At 67.7% G+C, this 19,799-nt stretch carries 20 protein-coding genes; 3 read left to right on the forward strand and 17 right to left on the reverse strand.

Annotation, left to right across the window (positions count from 1 at the left end):
• Positions 1-51: 51 nt before the first annotated feature.
• From D3H54_RS26145 to lysS, 6 genes are all read right to left on the reverse strand, one after another.
• The gene (locus D3H54_RS26145; RefSeq protein ID WP_149382507.1) at positions 52-855 is read right to left on the reverse strand and encodes a CbtA family protein; all 804 of its coding nucleotides are present in this window, start codon (positions 853-855) and stop codon (positions 52-54) included.
• Positions 856-880: 25 nt separating this feature from the next.
• Positions 881-1,093 carry a CbtB domain-containing protein gene (locus D3H54_RS26150; protein ID WP_036341779.1) on the reverse strand — a complete coding sequence of 71 codons (213 nt, stop codon included), beginning with the start codon at positions 1,091-1,093 and terminating at the stop codon, positions 881-883.
• 145 nt (positions 1,094-1,238) lie between these two features.
• Positions 1,239-1,607 (reverse strand): YbjQ family protein, encoded by a 369-nt coding sequence (locus tag D3H54_RS26155; RefSeq protein ID WP_083118904.1) that lies wholly within the window; start codon positions 1,605-1,607, stop codon positions 1,239-1,241.
• Positions 1,608-1,714: 107 nt separating this feature from the next.
• Entirely contained in the window at positions 1,715-4,240 is a 2,526-nt protein-coding gene (gene clpC1, locus D3H54_RS26160) for an ATP-dependent protease ATP-binding subunit ClpC (RefSeq protein WP_149382508.1), read from the reverse strand.
• Between the two features lie 250 nt (positions 4,241-4,490).
• Positions 4,491-4,832, reverse strand: a complete 342-nt coding sequence (gene lsr2 / locus D3H54_RS26165; RefSeq protein WP_036341782.1) for a histone-like nucleoid-structuring protein Lsr2 — start codon at positions 4,830-4,832, stop codon at positions 4,491-4,493.
• A 115-nt stretch (positions 4,833-4,947) separates the two neighbouring features.
• Positions 4,948-6,468: a lysine--tRNA ligase gene (gene lysS / locus D3H54_RS26170; RefSeq protein WP_149382510.1), complete on the reverse strand. Its 1,521-nt coding sequence runs from the start codon at positions 6,466-6,468 to the stop codon at positions 4,948-4,950.
• 23 nt (positions 6,469-6,491) lie between these two features.
• Between lysS and D3H54_RS26175 the strand changes: the two genes are divergently transcribed.
• Positions 6,492-7,766, forward strand: coding sequence for an alanine racemase (locus D3H54_RS26175; RefSeq protein WP_149382512.1), 1,275 nt, complete (start codon positions 6,492-6,494; stop codon positions 7,764-7,766).
• Here the strand turns inward: D3H54_RS26175 and D3H54_RS26180 are convergent.
• The 11 genes from D3H54_RS26180 to ftsH form a co-directional block, all read right to left on the reverse strand.
• Positions 7,763-8,575 (reverse strand): type III pantothenate kinase, encoded by an 813-nt coding sequence (locus D3H54_RS26180; protein ID WP_149382514.1) that lies wholly within the window; start codon positions 8,573-8,575, stop codon positions 7,763-7,765. The two genes, D3H54_RS26175 and D3H54_RS26180, sit on opposite strands and share 4 nt — an antisense overlap.
• Positions 8,576-8,577: 2 nt before the next feature.
• On the reverse strand, positions 8,578-8,994 hold the full coding sequence (panD, locus tag D3H54_RS26185; RefSeq protein WP_149382517.1) for an aspartate 1-decarboxylase: 417 nt from the start codon (positions 8,992-8,994) through the stop codon (positions 8,578-8,580).
• Positions 8,994-9,923 carry a pantoate--beta-alanine ligase gene (panC, locus tag D3H54_RS26190; protein ID WP_149382519.1) on the reverse strand — a complete coding sequence of 310 codons (930 nt, stop codon included), beginning with the start codon at positions 9,921-9,923 and terminating at the stop codon, positions 8,994-8,996. Before panC ends, panD begins: the two co-directional genes overlap by 1 nt.
• Positions 9,920-10,855 carry a Rossmann-like and DUF2520 domain-containing protein gene (locus D3H54_RS26195; RefSeq protein WP_149382521.1) on the reverse strand — a complete coding sequence of 312 codons (936 nt, stop codon included), beginning with the start codon at positions 10,853-10,855 and terminating at the stop codon, positions 9,920-9,922. The genes panC and D3H54_RS26195 overlap by 4 nt, the downstream gene beginning before the upstream one ends.
• A gap of 95 nt (positions 10,856-10,950) precedes the next feature.
• On the reverse strand, positions 10,951-12,279 hold the full coding sequence (locus tag D3H54_RS26200) for a DUF6779 domain-containing protein (RefSeq protein WP_149382523.1): 1,329 nt from the start codon (positions 12,277-12,279) through the stop codon (positions 10,951-10,953).
• A 67-nt stretch (positions 12,280-12,346) separates the two neighbouring features.
• Positions 12,347-12,823 (reverse strand): DUF3180 domain-containing protein, encoded by a 477-nt coding sequence (locus tag D3H54_RS26205; protein WP_149382525.1) that lies wholly within the window; start codon positions 12,821-12,823, stop codon positions 12,347-12,349.
• The gene (folK, locus tag D3H54_RS26210; protein WP_149382527.1) at positions 12,823-13,344 is read right to left on the reverse strand and encodes a 2-amino-4-hydroxy-6-hydroxymethyldihydropteridine diphosphokinase; all 522 of its coding nucleotides are present in this window, start codon (positions 13,342-13,344) and stop codon (positions 12,823-12,825) included. The genes D3H54_RS26205 and folK overlap by 1 nt, the downstream gene beginning before the upstream one ends.
• On the reverse strand, positions 13,341-13,742 hold the full coding sequence (gene folB / locus D3H54_RS26215) for a dihydroneopterin aldolase (RefSeq protein ID WP_149382528.1): 402 nt from the start codon (positions 13,740-13,742) through the stop codon (positions 13,341-13,343). The genes folK and folB overlap by 4 nt, the downstream gene beginning before the upstream one ends.
• Entirely contained in the window at positions 13,735-14,589 is an 855-nt protein-coding gene (folP, locus tag D3H54_RS26220) for a dihydropteroate synthase (protein ID WP_168214973.1), read from the reverse strand. The genes folB and folP overlap by 8 nt, the downstream gene beginning before the upstream one ends.
• Positions 14,586-15,188: a GTP cyclohydrolase I FolE gene (gene folE, locus D3H54_RS26225; protein ID WP_149382530.1), complete on the reverse strand. Its 603-nt coding sequence runs from the start codon at positions 15,186-15,188 to the stop codon at positions 14,586-14,588. The genes folP and folE overlap by 4 nt, the downstream gene beginning before the upstream one ends.
• 17 nt (positions 15,189-15,205) lie before the next feature.
• The gene (ftsH, locus tag D3H54_RS26230; protein WP_149382532.1) at positions 15,206-17,536 is read right to left on the reverse strand and encodes an ATP-dependent zinc metalloprotease FtsH; all 2,331 of its coding nucleotides are present in this window, start codon (positions 17,534-17,536) and stop codon (positions 15,206-15,208) included.
• Between the two features lie 174 nt (positions 17,537-17,710).
• Between ftsH and D3H54_RS26235 the strand changes: the two genes are divergently transcribed.
• Entirely contained in the window at positions 17,711-18,610 is a 900-nt protein-coding gene (locus D3H54_RS26235) for an alpha/beta fold hydrolase (RefSeq protein ID WP_168214974.1), read from the forward strand.
• Positions 18,607-19,788: an LLM class flavin-dependent oxidoreductase gene (locus D3H54_RS26240; RefSeq protein WP_149382534.1), complete on the forward strand. Its 1,182-nt coding sequence runs from the start codon at positions 18,607-18,609 to the stop codon at positions 19,786-19,788. The genes D3H54_RS26235 and D3H54_RS26240 overlap by 4 nt, the downstream gene beginning before the upstream one ends.
• The last annotated feature ends 11 nt before the right edge of the window (positions 19,789-19,799 follow it).

The following is a 19,799-nucleotide window of genomic DNA, read 5'->3' on the forward strand; positions in this document are numbered from 1 at the left end:
CGCAAGCGAGGTAGCGGCGTGTCCGCCTATGGTTCGCTCCGCAAGCGTCGCTCACGCCGTAATGGGTTCCTGCTGCTTGCTGTCGAGCAGCCGGTGCAGCATCGCCGCACCGGCCAGACCGATCGTCGTCCAGACAATCACCTGGGTGCCCAGCGCGTACAGCCGGAACTCATACAGATCCGTCGCCGGGAAGCCCGGAAACACAATCGTCCCGGCCTCGTTCACCATCGGGCCGGGTATCTCGTCGATGGTCGGCAGCACGAGCATCAGGATTGCGACCGCGACGATGTACGCCCCGCCCGCGGCCAGCGTGGCGTTCCAGGCACCCAGCTTCGGGGTGAGCTGGAAGGCCAGGTAGACCGCGGCGACCATGAACAGCGCGGACAGCGCCACCATCAACACGTAGAGCAGCGCGCGCTGCTTGATGGTCTCGTCGAGGCTGGTGGCCGGCGGGCTGGGCGGATACTTCAGTGCCGGCACCACCCACAGCGAGATGAGCATCGCGCCCGCGGTCAGCACCGCCAGCTTGCGGGCCGACACGGCGTCGATGCGGCTGTAGGCCACGCAGAACACGACGGCGAACAACGCACCTAGCGCCACGCTGAAGAGCAGCACGCCCAGCCCCATGCCGATGTTGGACTGCACCGTCCGGGTGAACAGCTCGCCGCCCTCATGGCTGTGCCCATGCCCGTGCGCGGACGCCGCCTCCATGGCTTCATGCGCCGCGGTGGTGCCGTCCTCGAATTCGATGGCCCGGCCGACGATCGGCTCGATGAAGATCTTGGACCAGACGAATCCGAACACGCCTGCGAGGGCGCCGGCCAGAATGCCGCGCCAGATTATTGACTTTTCCATTGTTTTTACAGTGATTCCCGCCGGCTCAGTGGCAGGGGAAGCCGAGCAGGTGGCGGGCGTCATGCACGAATTCGTGGATGTACATGTTGTCGCCGAACACCGAGGTGGCGCCTTGGTCGACACCGACGAAGTACAACACCACCAGCGCGAAGAAGGCGGTCAGCGACAGCCAGACGACAGCTTTGGCGGCCGAGAGATCGACGGCGCGCGAGCGGCCCGTTGTCTGCGGAGTAGTCATTCGGTGTCCTTCCAGGGAGCTACGCGTCCCAATGCGAACCATGACGGGCCTCGGGTCTGACTTTCAACAGTGGCGCGACCGTTCTGGAATTTCACCAGATTCCTCGACTCGTCTCTTACACCGAGGATGCTATACCGCCGTGGGTTCAGCTGGCGCCGTAACCCAGCTGCTGCGCGGTGTACTTGGCGGCATCGGTGACCGGGACCGCCTGCACCGCGGTGCCGTAGGCGCAGATTTCGGTCCAGACATCGCCGAGTTCGGTGGTGTCGAAACGCATTCCGATGATCGCGTTGCCGCCGCGAGTCCGGGCCTCGGTCATCAGGCGATTCATAGCCTCGTTGCGGCTCTCGGCGAGATTCTTGGTCATGCCCTGCAGCTCACCGCCGAACATGCTCTTGAAGCCCGCGCCCATCTGGGAGAAGGCGTTGCGCGATCGCACGGTGAGACCGAAGACCTCGCCGCACACCCGCTGGATCTCCCAGCCGGGGATGTCGTTGGTGGTAACCACAAGCATGAGCAGAGGGTAGCGGTCGCACGTGGGCGAATCGATGCGGACGAAAACAATTCATCGCGGATACGAAAAAGGCCCCCGAGACTGTCGGGGGCCTTATTCGCTGGTGCTTATTCGCTGGCGGTGCCTGCGCTGGCCAGATCGGGCTCGGCCTCGGTGCGCTTGGGTCCACCGACGAAGGTGAACTTCGCGTCCTCGCCGGCGCCTTCGCCGTCCCAGTTCTCCACGTCGACGGTGACCATCTGACCGGGGCCGACCTCTTCGAAGAGGATCTTCTCCGAGAGGGCGTCCTCGATCTCGCGCTGGATGGTCCGGCGCAGCGGCCGGGCACCCAGGACCGGGTCGAAGCCGCGCTTGGCCAACAAGGACTTGGCCTTGTCGGTCAGCTCCATCGTCATGTCCTTGGTCTTGAGCTGCTTGGACACCCGGCCCACCATCAGGTCGACCATCTCGATGATCTCGTCCTGCGTCAGCTGGTGGAAGACGATGATGTCGTCGATGCGGTTGAGGAACTCCGGACGGAAGTGCTTCTTCAGCTCGTCGTTGACCTTCTGCTTCATCCGCTCGTAGTTGTTCTCACCGCCACCCTGCGTGAAGCCGAGGCCGACCGCCTTGCTGATGTCGGAGGTGCCCAGGTTCGAGGTGAAGATCAGCACGGTGTTCTTGAAGTCGACCGTGCGGCCCTGGCCGTCGGTGAGACGTCCGTCCTCGAGGACCTGCAACAGGGTGTTGTAGATCTCCTGGTGGGCCTTCTCGATCTCGTCGAACAGCACCACCGAGAACGGCTTGCGCCGCACCTTCTCGGTGAGCTGGCCACCCTCCTCGTAACCGACGTATCCGGGCGGGGCACCGAACAACCGCGACGCGGTGAAGCGGTCGTGGAACTCGCCCATGTCGATCTGGATGAGTGCGTCGTCGTCGCCGAACAGGAACTCCGCCAGCGCCTTGGACAGCTCGGTCTTACCGACACCGGACGGGCCGGCGAAGATGAACGAGCCGGACGGGCGCTTGGGATCCTTCAGGCCGGCGCGGGTACGCCGGATGGCCTTGCTGACCGCGCGGACCGCGTCCTCCTGGCCGATGATCCGCTTGTGCAGCTCGTCCTCCATGCGCAGCAGCCGAGTGGTCTCCTCCTCGGTCAGCTTGAACACCGGGATGCCGGTCCAGTTACCCAGCACCTCGGCGATCTGCTCATCGTCGACCTCGGCGACAACATCGAGATCGCCTGAGCGCCACTGCTTTTCACGCTCGGCGCGCTGAGCGACCAGCTGCTTCTCGCGGTCCCGCAGATTCGCGGCCTTCTCGAAGTCCTGCGCGTCGATCGCGGATTCCTTCTCCCGGCGGGCGTCGGCGATCTTCTCGTCGAACTCACGCAGGTCTGGCGGCGCGGTCATCCGGCGGATGCGCATGCGCGCGCCGGCCTCGTCGATCAGGTCGATCGCCTTGTCCGGCAGGAACCGGTCGTTGATGTAGCGGTCGGCCAGGGTGGCCGCCGCGACCATTGCGGCGTCGGTGATCGACACCCGGTGGTGGGCCTCGTACCGGTCGCGCAGACCCTTCAGGATCTCGATGGTGTGCGCCACCGTCGGCTCACCCACCTGGACCGGCTGGAACCGGCGCTCCAGGGCGGCGTCCTTCTCGATGTACTTGCGGTACTCGTCGAGCGTGGTCGCACCGATCGTCTGCAGCTCGCCTCGAGCCAGCTTCGGCTTGAGGATCGACGCCGCGTCGATGGCACCTTCGGCGGCACCCGCACCGACCAGCGTGTGCAGCTCGTCGATGAACAGGATGATGTCGCCGCGGGTGTTGATCTCCTTGAGCACCTTCTTGAGGCGCTCCTCGAAATCACCGCGGTAACGGCTGCCGGCCACCAGCGACCCGAGGTCGAGGGTGTAAAGCTGCTTGTCCTTGAGCGTCTCGGGAACCTCGCCGTGCACGATCGCCTGGGCCAGACCCTCGACCACCGCGGTCTTGCCGACGCCGGGCTCGCCGATCAGCACCGGGTTGTTCTTGGTGCGCCGGCTCAGCACCTGCATCACCCGCTCGATTTCCTTCTCGCGGCCGATGACCGGGTCGAGCTTGCCCTCCATCGCGGCCGCGGTGAGGTTGCGGCCGAACTGGTCGAGGACCAGCGACGTCGACGGGTTGCCGGACTCGCCGCCACGGCCGCCGGTGCCCGCTTCCGCGGTCTCCTTGCCCTGGTAGCCGCTCAGCAGCTGAATGACCTGCTGGCGCACCCGGGTCAGTTCGGCGCCGAGCTTCACGAGCACCTGGGCTGCGACGCCCTCGCCCTCACGGATCAGGCCGAGCAGAATGTGCTCGGTGCCGATGTAGTTGTGGCCGAGTTGCAGCGCCTCACGCAGGCTCAGCTCGAGAACCTTCTTGGCGCGCGGGGTGAAGGGGATGTGCCCGGACGGGGCCTGCTGGCCCTGACCGATGATCTCCTCGACCTGGCTGCGGACACCTTCGAGCGAGATGCCCAGCGACTCCAGTGACTTGGCGGCTACGCCTTCACCCTCATGAATAAGTCCCAGCAGGATGTGCTCGGTGCCGATGTAGTTGTGGTTGAGCATCCGGGCTTCTTCTTGAGCCAGGACGACGACCCTGCGGGCACGGTCGGTGAATCTCTCGAACATCCTCGGTTACCTGCTCTCCATCACGATTAGGTACAGCGGTAGTCACCACGTACCTGTCGTCCACTCTAATGGGCGGTTCGGGGAGGCGTCCTCCCTTGTCACCCTTACCGCGTCCCTAGCGGTGCGGACCTAGCACACCAACGCGGCGGAGCTGCGAATCGTTTCCGGCAATCACCGGCATCCGCTTCGCCGCGAGCGAACGCCAACCGGCACCTCCGTCGCGGCGAGGGACGAGCGGGTTAGCTGATCCCTAGGTTGCGGCGTGGAAGGCGTCGATGATGTCGGCCGGGATGCGTCCCCGCGTCGACACCTTGTGGCCATTGCGGCGCGCCCATTCCCGGATCGCGGCGCTCTGCTCCCGATCGATGCTCGCGCGGCCACGGCCGGCCGGGCCCGAACGCCCGCGGCGACGGCCGCCCACCCGACGGCTGGCCTCGACCCACTGCTTGAGATCGTTACGCAGTTTCTGAGCATTTTTTGAAGAAAGATCGATCTCATAGCTCACGCCATCGAGCGCGAATTCGACCGTTTCATCGGCTGCGCCCGCACCGTCGAAATCGTCGACGAGCGTCACGGTCACCTTTTTGGCCATTGCCTCACTGAATCCTTCTGCCTGCGCTCAACAACCCATAGTCGAGCGTCTTCCCCATGTGAACCAATGTGCCACAGCGGCCCACATCATTCAACGTAGCTCGGATAAGCGCACCTCAGCCATGTCGGCGAACAATCGGGAACAAAACAGTTTCCCGAATTGACAAGCCGGTGAGCGCCATCAGCAGACGATCGACGCCCATTCCGGTTCCCGTGGTCGGGGGCATCGCATACTCCATTGCCGCCAGGAAATCCTCGTCGAGTGCCATCGCCTCGTCGTCGCCCGCTGCCGCCGCCCTGGCTTGGGCCTCAAAGCGCTCGCGCTGCACGATCGGGTCGACCAGCTCGGAATAGCCGGTGGCCAACTCGAACCCGCGCACGTACAGATCCCACTTCTCCGTGACGCCGGGGATGCTGCGGTGCTGACGCGTCAACGGTGTGGTCTCGACCGGGAAATCCTTGACGAATGTCGGGGCCCACAATGTGTCCCCGACGGTGTGCTCCCACAGTTCTTCGATCACCTTGCCGTGCCCGTAGCCGCGATCCCGCGGGATCTCCACCTCGAGCCGGTCGGCAATAGTGAGGAGATATTCCAGCGAAGTGTCCGGGGTGATCTCTTCACCGAGGGCTTCAGACAACGACGGGTACATTTCCAGCGACGGCCATTCACCGTCGAGGTCATAGATTGTGCCGTCCGGCAATGGCACTTGCCGCGTGCCGATCGCCTCATCCGCAACTTCCTGAATAACTTCACGGGTGACGATCGCCGAATCGTCATACGTACCCCATGCTTGATAAGTCTCGAGCATCGAGAATTCCGGCGAATGCGTCGAATCCGCGCCTTCGTTTCGGAAGTTCCGATTGAGCTCGAAAACCTTCTCCAGACCGCCGACCACGCATCGCTTGAGGAACAACTCCGGCGCGATCCGCAGATACAGGTCGGCGTCGAGCGCGTTCGAGTGGGTGACGAACGGCCGCGCCGCCGCACCACCGGCCAGCGTCTGCAGCATCGGTGTCTCGACTTCGAGGAACCCACGACGATCCAGCGCATTGCGCAGCGCACGGACCACGGCGATGCGTTGCCGGGCCACGGTTCGGGCCTGCGGGCGCACGATCAGGTCGACGTACCGCTGCCGAACGCGCGACTCCTCGCTCATCTCTTTATGGGCGACGGGCAGCGGACGCAATGCCTTGCTGGCCATCTGCCAGGCATCGGCCAGCACCGAGAGTTCGCCGCGGCGGGAACTGATCACCTCGCCGTGCACGAACACGATGTCGCCGAGATCCACCTCGGTCTTCCAGGCTTCGAGCGCGTCCGCACCGACGCCGGCCAGGCTGATCATGGCCTGCAGTTGGGTGCCGTCGCCTTCCTGCAGGGTGGCGAAGCACAACTTGCCCGAGTTCCTGGCGAACACGACCCGACCGGTGACGCCGACGATGTCGCCGGTGGCGGAGTCGGCTTCCAGGTCGGGATACGCGGCCCTGATCTGGGCCAGCGAATGAGTTCGCGGCACCGAGACGGGGTAGGGATCTTTCCCTTCGGCCAACAGGGCCTCGCGCTTGCCCTGGCGAATCCGGAACTGCTCGGGGACGTCGGAGTCCGCGTGGTCGGTATCCGGAGTATCAGCAGAGCTCACGACGTGCCAGCTTAAATGAGGTCATGGGGTCCCTCATAAACGCGGCCGCGGTGGCAGCCCTGGCGGGCGAACGCGTGGACTGGCGGTTCAAGGGGCTGCCGGCCACCTGGTCGGGGCGGACCGTGGCGCAGATCTGTGCCGAGGCGCCCGATCTTGCCGACGCCGGACCGCTGGGCCCGGTGTGCGCGCTCTCCGAGGAGGCACTGCGACACAACCTGGCCACGATGGCGGGCTGGTGTGCAAGGCACGGGGCCGAGCTGGCACCGCACGGGAAAACCCACATGGCGCCGCAGCTGCTGGCCCGGCAGTTCGCAGCCGGCGCCTGCGCGGTGACCGCCGCGACGATCAGCCAGGTGCGGACCTACCGCGCGTTCGGAGTGCGCGAGGTGGTGCTGGCCAACGAACTGGTGGACGCCGCAGCCCTGGCGTGGCTGGCCGCCGAGCTCGACGCCGATCCCGAGTTCCGGCTGATCTGCTGGGTCGATTCCACGCGTGGGGTGGCGCTGATGACAGCGGCGTTGCAGGCGGCGGGCACGCGGCGCCCGGTCGATGTCTGTGTCGAGCTGGGCGCGACGGGCACTCGCACCGGCTGCCGCGACGACGCGACCGCAGATGCGGTGGCCGCCGCGGCGGTCGCCAGTCCGCGGCTTCGACTGGTCGGGGTGGCCGGTTACGAGGCCGCCCTGGGCCACGACGTGTCCGCCGCCGGTGTGGGCCGGGTCCGGGCCTACCTCGACTGGGTTCGTGCGGTGTCGACCCGGCTGGCACCCATGTGCTCGGGGCCCGACGTCATCGTGACTGCCGGCGGCAGTACGCATTTCGACCTGGTCGCCGAGACGCTGACCGGCCCGTGGCGCACGATCCTGCGCAGCGGGGTGTATCTGACCAACGACGACGGGCTCTATCTGCGGACCTCACCGCTGACCAGGCCGGGTGCGGAGCCGGGCGGGTTCGTACCGGCGATGCACATGTGGGCTCAGGTGTGTTCACGGCCCGAGCCGGGCCTGGCGTTGTTGACGATGGGCCGTCGCGACGTGTCGTTCGACGCAGATCTTCCTGTGCCGCAACGACTTCGACTCGATGGCCACTGGTCCTCCTTGACCGGCTGTGAGGTCGTTGCGCTCAACGACCAGCACGCGTTCCTGCGGCTGTCGCCGGCCGCCGAGGACGTCGTCGAGGTGGGCAGCTGGATCGAGTTCGGGGTGTCACACCCGTGCACGGTGTTCGACAAATGGCAGCTGATCCCGGTGCTCGACGAGCACGGCCGGGTGGTCGATCTGGTGCGAACGTTCTTCTAGCGGGCCGATTTGATCCGGCGCTGATTGTCGCGGTTGCGTTCGTAGACCATCCGCAGGCCGTCGAGGGTGAGGTGCTGATCGTAGTGCTGCACGGTGTGCAGGTCGGGCAGCATCAACGGGGCGGTGTGACCGGTCGCGACAACCGCCACGTCGGAGCCGGCGAAGCCGTCGACATCCTCGCGGATCCGGTTCACCAGGCCGTCGACCAGGCCCGCGAAGCCGAACATCGCGCCGGCCTGCATGCATTCCACGGTGTTCTTGCCGACCACCGACCGCGGCCTGGTGAGCTCGACGCGACGCAACGCCGCAGACCGTGCAGCCGCCGCGTCCGAGGACACCTGGACACCGGGAGCGATTGCGCCACCCAGGAATTCGCCCTTGGCCGAGACGACGTCCACACAGATCGAGGATCCGAAGTCCACCACGATCGCGGCGGAGGAGAACTTGGCGTAGGCGGCCAGGCAGTTCACGATCCGGTCGGCGCCGACCTCTTTGGGGTTGTCCACCAGCAGCGGAATGCCGGTGCGCACGCCAGGTTCGATCAGCACATGCGGCACGGCGGACCAGTACTGCTCGAGCATGAGCCGCACCTCGTACATCACCGAGGGCACGGTGGACAGGCCGGTTGCACCGGTCAGGCGTTCGGAGTCGTCGCCGATCAATCCCTCGATGGTGAGTGCGAGTTCGTCGGCGGTCACTTCCGGCTCGGTGCGAATTCGCCAGTGCTGCACGACTTTCGCATGATCGCCGGATCCGGACATCAACCCGACGACGGTGTGGGTGTTGCGGACGTCGATCGCCAGCAGCACGGTCAGCTCACCGTCCGTGGCGACAGCAGGCCGGTGACGTCGTCCGGCACGCGGGCCGGGTCGTCACCGAGATCGATCTGCCGGTTGTCGGCGTCGACGAACACGACTCGAGGCCGGCACTCCCGCGCCTCGGCGTCGCTCATCACGCCGTAGGCGATCAGGATCACCAGATCGCCGGGATGTACCAGATGCGCTGCGGCACCGTTGATTCCGATCACCCCGGTGCCGCGCTGCCCGGTGATGACGTAGGTCTCCAGCCGCGCACCGTTGTCGATGTCGACGATGGTCACCTGTTCACCTTCGAGCAGGTCGGCGGCGTCCATCAGATCGGCGTCGACGGTCACCGAACCGACGTAGTGGAGGTCGGCGTGGGTGACGGTCGCGCGGTGGATCTTCGACTTCAGCATCGTGCGGAACATCAATTTCTCCAGGTGATTTCGGGGTGATCGCCGTTGCCGCCGACGCCGGGCGGGGCGGTGTCGGTGGACAGGTCTACGGCGATGTTGTCCAGCAGCCGGGTGCTGCCCAGGCGGGCGGCGACCAGCAGCCGCGCGGGGCCGTACGGCGGCGCCGGATCCAGCCACGGCCCCCGCAGTTCCAGGTAGTCGACCTTGATGGCAGGCACCTCGTCGAGCACCGCCCGGGCGGCGTCCAGCGCGGCATCGGCGCCGCCGGCCGCGGCCCACATGCCGGCCAACAGGGCCGAGGACAGTGCGCAAGCCTGTTCGCGCTCCTCGGAATCGAGGTAACGATTGCGCGAGGACATGGCCAGTCCGTCGGCCTCGCGGACGATGGGTACACCGACCACCCGGACATCGACGTTGAGGTCGTCGACCATCTGGCGGATCAAGACGAGCTGCTGGTAATCCTTCTCACCGAAGAACGCCCGGTCCGGCCGCACGATCTGCAGCAACTTCAACACCACCGTCAACATTCCGGCGAAATGCCCTGGCCGAGAGGCGCCTTCGAGCTCGCCGCCCAACGGACCGGGATGCACCGTGGTCCGCGGGCCGTCGGGATACATCGCCGACGCGCTCGGAGCGAACACCACCTCGACATCTTCGCCACGCAACAGCTCGAGATCGGAATCCAGCGTGCGCGGATAGGCGTCGAGATCTTCGCCGGCGCCGAACTGCAAGGGGTTGACGAAGATCGACACCACGACAACCGCGCCCGGCACTTTCTTGGCTGCGCGCACCAGCGACAGATGGCCGTCGTGCAGCGCGCCCATCGTCGGCACCAACATCACCCGGCGGCCGGTGTGGCGCAGCGCACGCGTGACATCGGATACGGCCTGGGGCGTCTGGTACAGGTTGAGTTGCCCCGCAGCGAATTTCGGCGCCGTCATGGCCGCCGCCCTTGATCTGACCAGTTGGCCAACACCTCAACAACCTCCTCGGGGGCGTGCGCGCGCTGGGCGGTGCGCAGTGAATTCGCGCAATATGACTGGGCCAGGTCGGGATTCACCGCGTCGAGGGCAGCCAGGTGACCGGCGACGGCTGCCGCGTCACCGCGGGCAACCGGCCCCGTCAGTGCCGCCTGCCCACGTTGCAACGTGTTCTCCAGCGCCGCACGGGCCAGCGGGCCGACGATCCGCTCCGCCAGCCCACCCGGCGCGTCGCCGACCAGTTCCTGTCCGAGCAGCTCCTGGCCGGATACCGCCGCTCGCAACGCGTCCAGCGCATCGGCGACCACCGTGACCAGGTGATTGCTGGCGTGAGCCAGGGCGGCGTGATAGAGCGTGCGGGCATCCTCGCGCACCCCGAACGGCTCACCGCCGATCTCCAGCACCAGCGACTGGGCGATGGCAAAGCCGATCTCGTCGGCGGCGGTGACGCCGAAGCAGCTGTCGGAAAGGCGGGCGATGTCCTCGTCGGCACCGGTGAACGTCATCGCCGGGTGAATCGCCAGCGCGACGCAACCCTGTTCGGCCAGCGGCGCCAGTATGGCGACGCCGTTCGCGCCCGAGGTGTGCACGACGATGGTGCCGCGGCGTACCGCACCCGTCGCCGCCAGCCCCCGCACCAGGCCGGGCAGCTCGGAATCCGGGACCGTCAGCAGCAGCAACTCGGCCCGGTCTGCGACGTCCGGCACCGGCAGGATCTCGGTGTCGGGCAGGCGCCGTTCGGCAAGCCGACGCGACGCCGTCGAGATCGCGCTGCAGGCGACCACCACATGCTCGGCACGCTCGAGCGCGACGCCGAGGGCGGTGCCGACACGGCCGGCCGACACGATGCCGACCTTGAGCCGGGCCGGGCGCAAGCCGCTGGGGGTCCCCACGTAGACGACCTCGCTGACGTCAATGAGTTGTTCGTTCCAGTCCTATGCCAGGTACCGGACGGTCGACACAACTCTAACTCGCCCCGATTCGCGACCTAATCGTCGCGTCGACGCCGCCGGCCGCCCTCCCCGGGCGCGGCGTTGGCCTGCAGCCGAGCCAGCAGGTCGGCGACCGACTGGCCACCGGTCTGCTCGGCGTCCCGAGCCCTGCGGCGCGGCTCCTCCTCGGTCCCGCGGTGCCGGGCGGGCGGGGGTGGAGTCGTCATGGCGGGCTGGCCGGGGCTTTCGACGGAATGGCGCGACCGCGGAGCGGCGGGTTCCGGCGGCGGCTGCATCACGGGTTCGGGCCGTTGCTCCGGCTGCGGTTCCGGCCGGGGCTGCTCGCTGGGCGCCGACTCCTGAGGCGGGGTCCAGTGCCGACCGCGCGGCCCGTCGACGGGTGAGCCCTGCGCCGCGCCCGAGGGTACGACGAAACCGTTGTCGGCGTTGGCAACCCAGTTACTGCCCGGCGAGCCTGGCGGCAGCCAGCGACCGTCGGCTTCCACCGGTCGCCACTCCGCGCCCTCGGGCGCCCGGCGCGGCGGCTCGGACTGGGCCGGCTCCGGAGCCAGTGCGGCTGCCGCAGCGGCCACATCGGGGTCGGGTAGCGGCGGGGGTGGCGCAAACGGTCGCTCCGGCTCGGCAGGCCCGGCGTTCTGCCCGCCGTTTTCCCACGGCCGCCGGTGCGAACCAACCGGCTCGGGCTCCGGCTCGGCCCGGCGACGGCGCCGCGGCGACGGCGGCGCAGATGGCTCCGGCTGCTCCGGCGGCGACGAGACCAGCGGCTCTTCGGGAACGTCGATGATCGGGTTCTCGGCGGTACGGCCGGCGGTGTCCTCCGGCCGGACCGGGGTGATCCGGCTGCTCTCGACACGCCCGGGCACCGGCGGCATGGTCGTCGTGTCGCGGGTCCAGTCGGCGGCCCGATCACCCTCGAGCGCCGGCTGGTCACCGAGGTCGGCGTCGAACATCATCTCCAGGTTTGCCCGCAGCGCCGCCAGTTCCGCGCGCAGCGCGGCGACCTCGTCGGCGGCCTGCGCCCGCAGCTCGGAGGCCAGCTCCCGGCGCAGATGCGATTCGACGCTGAGTTCGTATTCGCGCCGGGCCGAGATCTCCCGGTCGAGTTGCAGGTCGTAGACCAGCTTCAGGTCGCGCGCCCTGGCGGCATCGATATCGCTCTGCCTGCGATACATCACGGAGACGAATGCCCCGATCACCGCCGCCCACAACGACAGAATGACCGCCAGCTTCAGCAGCTCGACGCGGGTGGTGAACACCAACGCGGAACTGGCCGCAATGGCAAGGACCAGCAACACCGTCAAGAGCAGCCAACCCGGCCTGCGGCCGCCGCGCCGATTCTTGGCGCCGCGGGACAGAACGGTCATGGGCTGACTGTACCCGCGCGATGTCCGTGCGCGTGTCGTCGAGCTGCGGCGATTCGCCGTTTGACCACTACTCCCGGGCGGCGTCCGGATCGTCGGTCGGGTCGCCGGGCGATCGGCAGCAATGTTGCAGCCACAACGCCGCGACGACGAGCGCCAGCGCACTGAACGCGGCCACCACCGCACCCGGGGTGTCCGCACCGGCCACCCGCAGCTCGGTCCGGCGGGGCAGCAGGTAGGCCAGCACCCCGACCCACCACCCCAACATCACCGCACCGACCCACGTCGACGCCTTGGCCACCACCACGCTGCGCGCCACGGTGAGCGGGTGCACCCGGCCACCGCCGACCCCGATTTGCCCGTCGCGGATCTTGGCCCGCACCGACACGGCCCAGGCACCCTCGATCGCGGCGACGGCCAGCAGCGAGAGCCCGGTGAACAGCGTAATCGGCGGAAAGTAGCGGTACAGGATGTGCACCAGCAGGTACGCCAGGATCGCGACCCCGACGGCCGCGACCGCCAGATCGCGTTTACGTGTCGGCCCCATCAAGCACCCAGCCGAAGCACGAGAGGGGTCAGGCGCACTCCGTCGCGGTCGACCGCGTCGAGCTCGGCCAGCAGCCGGTCGACCCGCTGGCTCTCGCCGGCCACGGTGAGTTCGGCATCGGGGTCGACGGCCAGCCACGGCACCATCACGAAGGCCCGCAGGTGGGCGAGCGGATGCGGCAGCGTCAGGCCCTCGTCGCGGGAGAAGACCTCGGTGTCGCCGTCATGACAGGTGACCAGGTCCACGTCGAGGGTGCGCGGTCCCCACTTCTGCTCGCGGACGCGGTCGTTGGCGTTCTCCAAAGCCTGTGCGCGCCGCAACCATTCGTGACCGTCGGCCTCGGGGTCGTCGGCGACCACCACCGCGTTGAGGAACGGTCCCTGCTCGACCCCACCCCAGGCATCGGTTTCGTAGACCGGTGACAGCGCGCGCACCATGTCGCCGAGCCCGTCGACGGCGGCCTGCAGCCGCGCCACCCGGTCACCGAGATTGGAGCCGATCGACAGCACGACGCGCGTCACAGCTCACCGCCGAGGGGAACGATCTGGCCGCGTCCGCTGCGACGGGACCGCCGCGCGACCACCGCAACGTCGGTGAACGTCAACGGGATCGGCGCGTTCGGCTTGTGCACCACCACCTCGACGGCATGCACCCGCCGGTCGTTCATCACGTCGTCGGCGATCTCGCCGGCCACCGTCTCGATCAGATTGCGCGCCGGGCCGCCGACGATCTCCGCCGCACGCTGGGCCAGCGTTCCGTAGTCGAAGGTGTCGGCCAGGTCGTCGCTGGCGGCCGCGTCGGCCAGGTCGATCCATACGGTGATGTCGACGATGAAGTCCTGTCCATCCCGGCGCTCGTGATCGAAGACGCCGTGGTTACCGCGGACCGTCAGGCCCCGCAGCTCGATCCGGTCAGCCATCTGCACCTGCTTGTTCCCGCCCGCCTGCCCATGCTCCAACCACTTTGAGCGCGTCCACACTGGCGCGCACGTCATGCACCCGGACACCCCAGGCGCCGTGGACTGCGGCCAGCGCCGAGATCACCGCGGTGGCGGTCTCGCGCCCGTCCGGCGGTCGGACGGTGCCGTCGGCGTCGGCGAGCAGCGCGCCGAGGAACCGCTTGCGGGACGCGCCGACCAGCACTGGGATCCCGGTCGCGACGAACTCCGGCAACGCGTGCAGCAGCGCCCAGTTGTGCTGGGCAGTCTTGGCGAATCCCAGACCCGGGTCGATGATCAGGTTCGCCTGGTCCACGCCCGCGGCGACGGCAGCATCGACACCGGCCAGCAGATCGTCGCGCACCTCGGCCACCACGTCGCCGTAGTCCGGCACATCGTGGGGATGCTCGGCCCGCACCGAGCGCCAGTGCATCAACACCCAGGGCACCTTGGCCTCGGCCACCAGCGGCGCCATCACCGGATCGGCCTTGCCGCCGGAGACGTCGTTGACGATGCTCGCGCCGTTGTCCAGGGCCGCGGCCGCGACAGCTGCGTGCATGGTGTCGATGCTCACCGTGATCCCTTGGGCGGCAAGCTCTTTGATGACGGGTATGACGCGGGCGGATTCCACCGCGGCGTCCACGCGCACCGCGCCGGGACGGGTGGACTCACCGCCGACGTCGATGATGGACGCACCTTGGGCGGCCAGGGCCAATCCCTGTTCGACGGCGCGGGCCGGGTCGAGATAGCGTCCGCCGTCGGAGAAGGAGTCGTCGGTGACGTTGACAACTCCCATCACCAGGGTGCGCGGTCCGTGTGATTGCGTCATTTACGCAAGATGAGATCCAGCGCCTCGGATCGCGATGCATTGTCGGTCTTGAACTGCCCGCGGACCGCCGATGTCGTCGTGCTGGCACCCGGCTTGCGCACCCCGCGCATCGCCATGCACAGGTGCTCGGCCTCGACCACGACGATCACCCCGCGGGGCTTCAGCTTGCGCATCACGGCGTCGGCGATCTGGGTGGTCAGCCGTTCCTGCACCTGCGGGCGCTTGGCGTAGAGGTCGACCACCCGGGCCAGCTTCGACAGTCCGGTCACCCGCCCGTCCTCGCCGGGGATGTAGCCGACGTGCGCGACACCGTGGAACGCCACCAGGTGGTGTTCGCAGGTCGAGTACATCGGGATGTCCTTGACGAGCACGAGCTCGTCGTGTTGCTCGTCGAAGGTGGTGTTCAACACCGCGTCCGGATCGGTGTACAGCCCGGCGAACATCTCTCGGAAGGCCCGCGCGACCCGCGCCGGGGTGTCCTGCAGACCGTGCCGGTCGGGGTCCTCCCCTACTGCCAGCAGCAGTTCACGAACAGCGGCCTCGGCCCGGCTCTGATCGAACACCGGGGTCTCCCACGTGCTCACGTTGGGCTGCGGCATCGAAGCTCCGTTCGTCATCAGCCGTGGGACGGTGGATTCGACCGGTCCCCGTCGTCACCCGAATCGTCCTGCGGCTTCGCATGCTGACCCGTGTGACTGGGGGAAGGATACGGCTGGTAGGGCGGGTATTGCTGGCCCTGTTGCGGATGGGGCTGGCCCCAGCCGGGCTGCGGCGGGTACCAATATCCACCCTGCTGACCGTGCGGCTGGCCTTGCTGGCCCTGCTGCGGACCCCCCTGCGGCGGCCAGCCGGGGGCATGCCAGCCGGCCGGTGCGCCATAGTCGGGCTGCGACGAGCCAGGCTGCGGCTGCTGACCGGCGTGCGCGCCGTTACCGTTCCCGCCGCGCGGCTGCTGGGCCTGAGCCTGCGCACTGGCCTGAGCGATCGCCTTCTTGAAAGCCGGCTCCGGCATCGGCCTCGGCCACGGCTCGCCGCGTTCGATCGCCAGCTCACCAGGAGTCTTGATCGGCGGCTTGTCGGACGGGATGCGTCCGCCGAAATCGTCGAACACCGTCAGGCGCGGTCGCTTCTTCACGTCACCGAAGATCGCTTCCAGCTCCTTGCGGTGCAGCGTCTCCTTCTCCAGGAGCTCGCCGGCCAAGATGTCGAGGATGTCGCGGTACTCGGTGAGGATCGTCCACGCCTCGGTGTGAGCGGCCTCGATGAGCTTGCGGACCTCGTCGTCGATATCGCGGGCGACCTCGTGCGAGTAATCAGACTGGGTGCCCATGGTGCGGCCGAGGAACGGGTCGCCGTGCTCGGTGCCGTACTTGACCGCACCCAGCTTGGCGCTCATGCCGTACTCAGTGACCATCGCGCGGGCGATCTTGGTGGCCTGGTCGATATCGGACACGGCGCCGGTGGTCGGCTCGCGGAACACCAGTTCCTCAGCGGCGCGGCCACCCATCGCGAACACCAGCCGGGCGATCATCTCCGACCGGGTCATCAGACCCTTGTCGTCCTCGGGCACCGACACGGCGTGGCCGCCGGTACGGCCGCGGGCCAAAATTGTGACCTTGTAGATCGGCTCGATGTCGGGCATCGCCCAGGCCGCCAACGTGTGACCGCCCTCGTGGTAGGCGGTGATCTTCTTCTCCAGCTCGCTGATCACGCGGCCCTTGCGGCGCGGACCGCCGATCACCCGGTCGACCGCTTCCTCCAGCGCGGCGGCGGTGATGATGGTGCCGTTCTCGCGGGCGGTGAGCAGGGCGGCTTCGTTGATGACGTTGGCCAGGTCGGCGCCGGACATGCCGACGGTGCGCTTGGCCAGTCCGTCGAGGTCGGCGTCGGGGGCCATCGGCTTGCCCTGCGAGTGCACCCGCAGCACGGCCTTGCGGCCGGCCAGGTCCGGGCTGGTCACCGGAATCTGGCGGTCGAAACGGCCCGGGCGCAGCAGCGCGGGGTCGAGGATGTCGGGCCGGTTGGTGGCCGCGATCAGGATGACGCCTTGCCGGTCGCCGAAGCCGTCCATCTCGACGAGCAACTGGTTCAGCGTCTGCTCGCGCTCGTCATGGCCGCCGCCCATCCCGGCGCCGCGCTGGCGGCCCACAGCGTCGATCTCGTCGACGAAGATGATGCACGGGCTGTTTTGCTTGGCCTGCTCGAACATGTCCCGCACCCGGGAGGCGCCGACGCCGACGAACATTTCGACGAAGTCCGAGCCAGAAATCGTGAAGAACGGAACCCCGGCCTCACCGGCGACCGCGCGGGCCAGCAGCGTCTTGCCTGTCCCGGGCGGACCGTAGAGCAGCACGCCCCTGGGGATCTTGGCGCCGAGCGCCTGATAGCGCGACGGGTTCTGCAGGAAGTCTTTGATCTCGTAGAGCTCTTCGACCGCTTCGTCCACACCCGCGACGTCGGCGAAGGTCGTTTTGGGCATGTCCTTGCCCAGCTGCTTGGCCTTGGACTTACCGAAGCCGAAGCCCATCCGGCCGCCGGTCTGCATGCGGGAGAACAGCACGAACAGGCCGACCAGCAGGAGCAGAGGAAGCATGTAGACCAGTAGCGAGCCCAGGATGCTGCCCTGGTTGACCACGGTGTTGGTCTTGATGCTCTTGGCGCTCAGGGCGTTGAACAGGTCGACTCCGTACCCGGTCGGGTACTTGGTGATGACCTTGTTGGAGTTCTCGGTGTCGCCGTTGCCGTTCTTCAGCTCGAGGCGCAGCTGTTGCTCGCGGTCGTCGATCTGCGCGCTCTTGACGTTGTCGCTGGTGATCTGCGACATCGCCACCGACGTGTCGACGGGTTTGTAACCCCGGGTGTCGTCACTGAAATAGAAGAACGACCAGCCGAGCAGCAGCACAACGGCAACGACCGTGAGTGTGCGGATCACGTTTTTGCGGTTCATCAAGCATCGGCCGTTACGGCCCGGTCCTTCCGATATGCGCAGCTGGGATAGTTCAGGCTACCGCTAGGACAACGTGGGCAAGTGCCCACAGGGTTTCCGTCAGGCTTTGGTAGCTGTTCGCTGTGCGCCGAACCGGCTCTTCCGGGCTGCCCGGAGCTGTGCTTGGCTGGCACCGTGCTCGCTTCGACCGAACGGTTAGTCGACGTCGCCGAGGTCCGGTTGCGGGTGCTCGAAGCCGGTGACCGGGGCGCGCCCGTGGTGGTGTTGGCGCATGGCTTCCCGGAGCTGGCGTACTCGTGGCGACATCAGATTCCCGTCCTCGCCGAAGCCGGCTACCACGTGCTGGCACCCGACCAGCGCGGCTACGGCGGATCGTCGGCACCCGAGGCGGTCGAGGCCTACGACATCCACCACCTCACCGGCGACTTGGTCGCACTGCTCGACTCCGAAGTCGGCGGCGGCGCCGCCCAGGCCGTGTTCATCGGTCACGACTGGGGCGCGATGGTGGTGTGGCACACCGCGCTGCTGCACCCGGACCGGGTCCGGGCGGTCGCCGGGCTGAGCGTGCCGCCGATCCCGCGGGCGCGGAGCCGGCCCACCGAGCGGTGGCGGGAGAAGTTCGGCGAGGACTTCTATATGTTGCGGTTTCAGGAGCCGGGGAAGGCCGACGCCGAAATGGCCGCCGACGTGGCGGCCACCATGCGTTCGATGTTCGCCGACCTCTCCCCGTCGGCACCGCCCGGGTGGATCGGCGACGACGAATTCGACCACTATGTCGCCGAGTTCGGCAGGACGGGATTCACCGGCGCGCTGAACTGGTACCGCAACTACGACCGCAACTGGGAGTCGACACCCCAGCTCGCGGAGGCGCACGTCACCGTTCCCGCGCTGTTCGTCGGCGGTACCGCCGACCCGATCGCGCCGACGATGAACCCGGCCCGCGCCCGCGAGGTGGTGGCCGGGCCGTACACCGAGCGGTGGATCGACGGCGCCGGGCATTGGGTGCAGCAGGAGCGCCCCGAGGACGTGAACCGGATCCTGTTGGAATTCCTACGCGAAGTGGAGTCGTCGTGACGCAAAAGCCGCTGAACTTCGGAGTGTTCATCACGCCGTTTCATCCGGTAGGCCAATCCCCCACCGTCGCACTGGAATACGACCTGGAGCGGACGGTCGCCCTGGATCGGCTCGGGTTCGACGAGGCGTGGTTCGGCGAACACCACTCCGGCGGGTACGAATTGATCGCCTGCCCGGAGGTGTTCATCGCCGCGGCCGCCGAGCGCACCAAGCACATCCGGCTGGGCACCGGCGTGGTGTCGCTGCCCTACCATCACCCGCTGATGGTGGCCGACCGCTGGGTGCTGCTCGACCACCTGACCCGGGGCCGGGTGATCTTCGGCACCGGGCCCGGCGCGCTGCCGTCGGACGCGTACATGATGGGCATCGATCCGGTGGAGCAGCGGCGGATGATGCAGGAGTCGCTGGAGGCGATCCTGGCGCTGTTCCGCGCCGGGCCCGACGAGCGGGTCGACCGGCATTCGGACTGGTTCACCTTGCGCGACGCGCAGCTGCACATCCGGCCCTACACCTGGCCGTACCCGGAAATCTCCACGGCGGCAATGGTTTCGCCATCGGGTCCGCGGCTGGCCGGGCAGCTGGGCACCTCACTGCTGTCGTTGTCGATGTCGGTGCCCGGCGGGTATGCGGCGCTGGAGGACGCCTGGGGTGTCGTCGTCGAGCAGGCCGCCAAGGTGGGCCGGCCCGAGCCGGATCGCTCGTCGTGGCGGGTGCTGGGGATCATGCACCTCGCCGATACCCGGGAGCAGGCGATCGAGGACTGCACGTACGGATTGCAGGACTTCGCAAACTATTTCGGCGCCGCCGGATTCGTGCCGCTGGCCAATGACGTCGAGGCCGCAGAGCAGTCCCCGCGGCAGTTCGTCGCCGACTATGCCGCCGGGGGCAACTGCTGTATCGGCACACCCGATGATGCCATCGCCTACATCACCGATTTGCTGGACCGCTCGGGCGGTTTCGGCACGTTCCTCATGCTCGGGCACGACTGGGCCGACCCGCAGGCCACCTATCACTCGTACGAGTTGTTCGCGCGAAAAGTCATGCCGCACTTCAAGGGACAGCTTCAGGCCCCGAGAGCGTCACACGACTGGGCGCAGCGCAAACGCAACGATCTGTTCGGCCGCGCCGGTGAGGCGATCATGAAGGCCATCGGCGAGCACGCCGGCGAGCAGACTTAGGCCTCGGTCAG

The sequence above is a fragment of the Mycobacterium sp. ELW1 genome (genome assembly GCF_008329905.1).
GTDB lineage: Bacteria > Actinomycetota > Actinomycetes > Mycobacteriales > Mycobacteriaceae > Mycobacterium.

Coding starts and splice junctions, on each gene's coding strand:
- panD (WP_149382517.1), bottom strand. CDS start 8,994: ATGTTCCGCACGATGCTGAAGTCGAAGATCCACCGCGCGACCGTCACC.
- D3H54_RS26150 (WP_036341779.1), bottom strand. CDS start 1,093: ATGACTACTCCGCAGACAACGGGCCGCTCGCGCGCCGTCGATCTCTCG.
- D3H54_RS26175 (WP_149382512.1), top strand. CDS start 6,492: ATGGGGTCCCTCATAAACGCGGCCGCGGTGGCAGCCCTGGCGGGCGAA.
- D3H54_RS26205 (WP_149382525.1), bottom strand. CDS start 12,823: ATGGGGCCGACACGTAAACGCGATCTGGCGGTCGCGGCCGTCGGGGTC.
- folE (WP_149382530.1), bottom strand. CDS start 15,188: ATGCCGCAGCCCAACGTGAGCACGTGGGAGACCCCGGTGTTCGATCAG.
- panC (WP_149382519.1), bottom strand. CDS start 9,923: ATGACGGCGCCGAAATTCGCTGCGGGGCAACTCAACCTGTACCAGACG.
- folB (WP_149382528.1), bottom strand. CDS start 13,742: ATGGCTGACCGGATCGAGCTGCGGGGCCTGACGGTCCGCGGTAACCAC.
- folP (WP_168214973.1), bottom strand. CDS start 14,589: ATGACGCAATCACACGGACCGCGCACCCTGGTGATGGGAGTTGTCAAC.
- clpC1 (WP_149382508.1), bottom strand. CDS start 4,240: ATGTTCGAGAGATTCACCGACCGTGCCCGCAGGGTCGTCGTCCTGGCT.
- ftsH (WP_149382532.1), bottom strand. CDS start 17,536: ATGAACCGCAAAAACGTGATCCGCACACTCACGGTCGTTGCCGTTGTG.
- D3H54_RS26200 (WP_149382523.1), bottom strand. CDS start 12,279: ATGACCGTTCTGTCCCGCGGCGCCAAGAATCGGCGCGGCGGCCGCAGG.
- D3H54_RS26145 (WP_149382507.1), bottom strand. CDS start 855: ATGGAAAAGTCAATAATCTGGCGCGGCATTCTGGCCGGCGCCCTCGCA.
- lsr2 (WP_036341782.1), bottom strand. CDS start 4,832: ATGGCCAAAAAGGTGACCGTGACGCTCGTCGACGATTTCGACGGTGCG.
- D3H54_RS26155 (WP_083118904.1), bottom strand. CDS start 1,607: ATGCTTGTGGTTACCACCAACGACATCCCCGGCTGGGAGATCCAGCGG.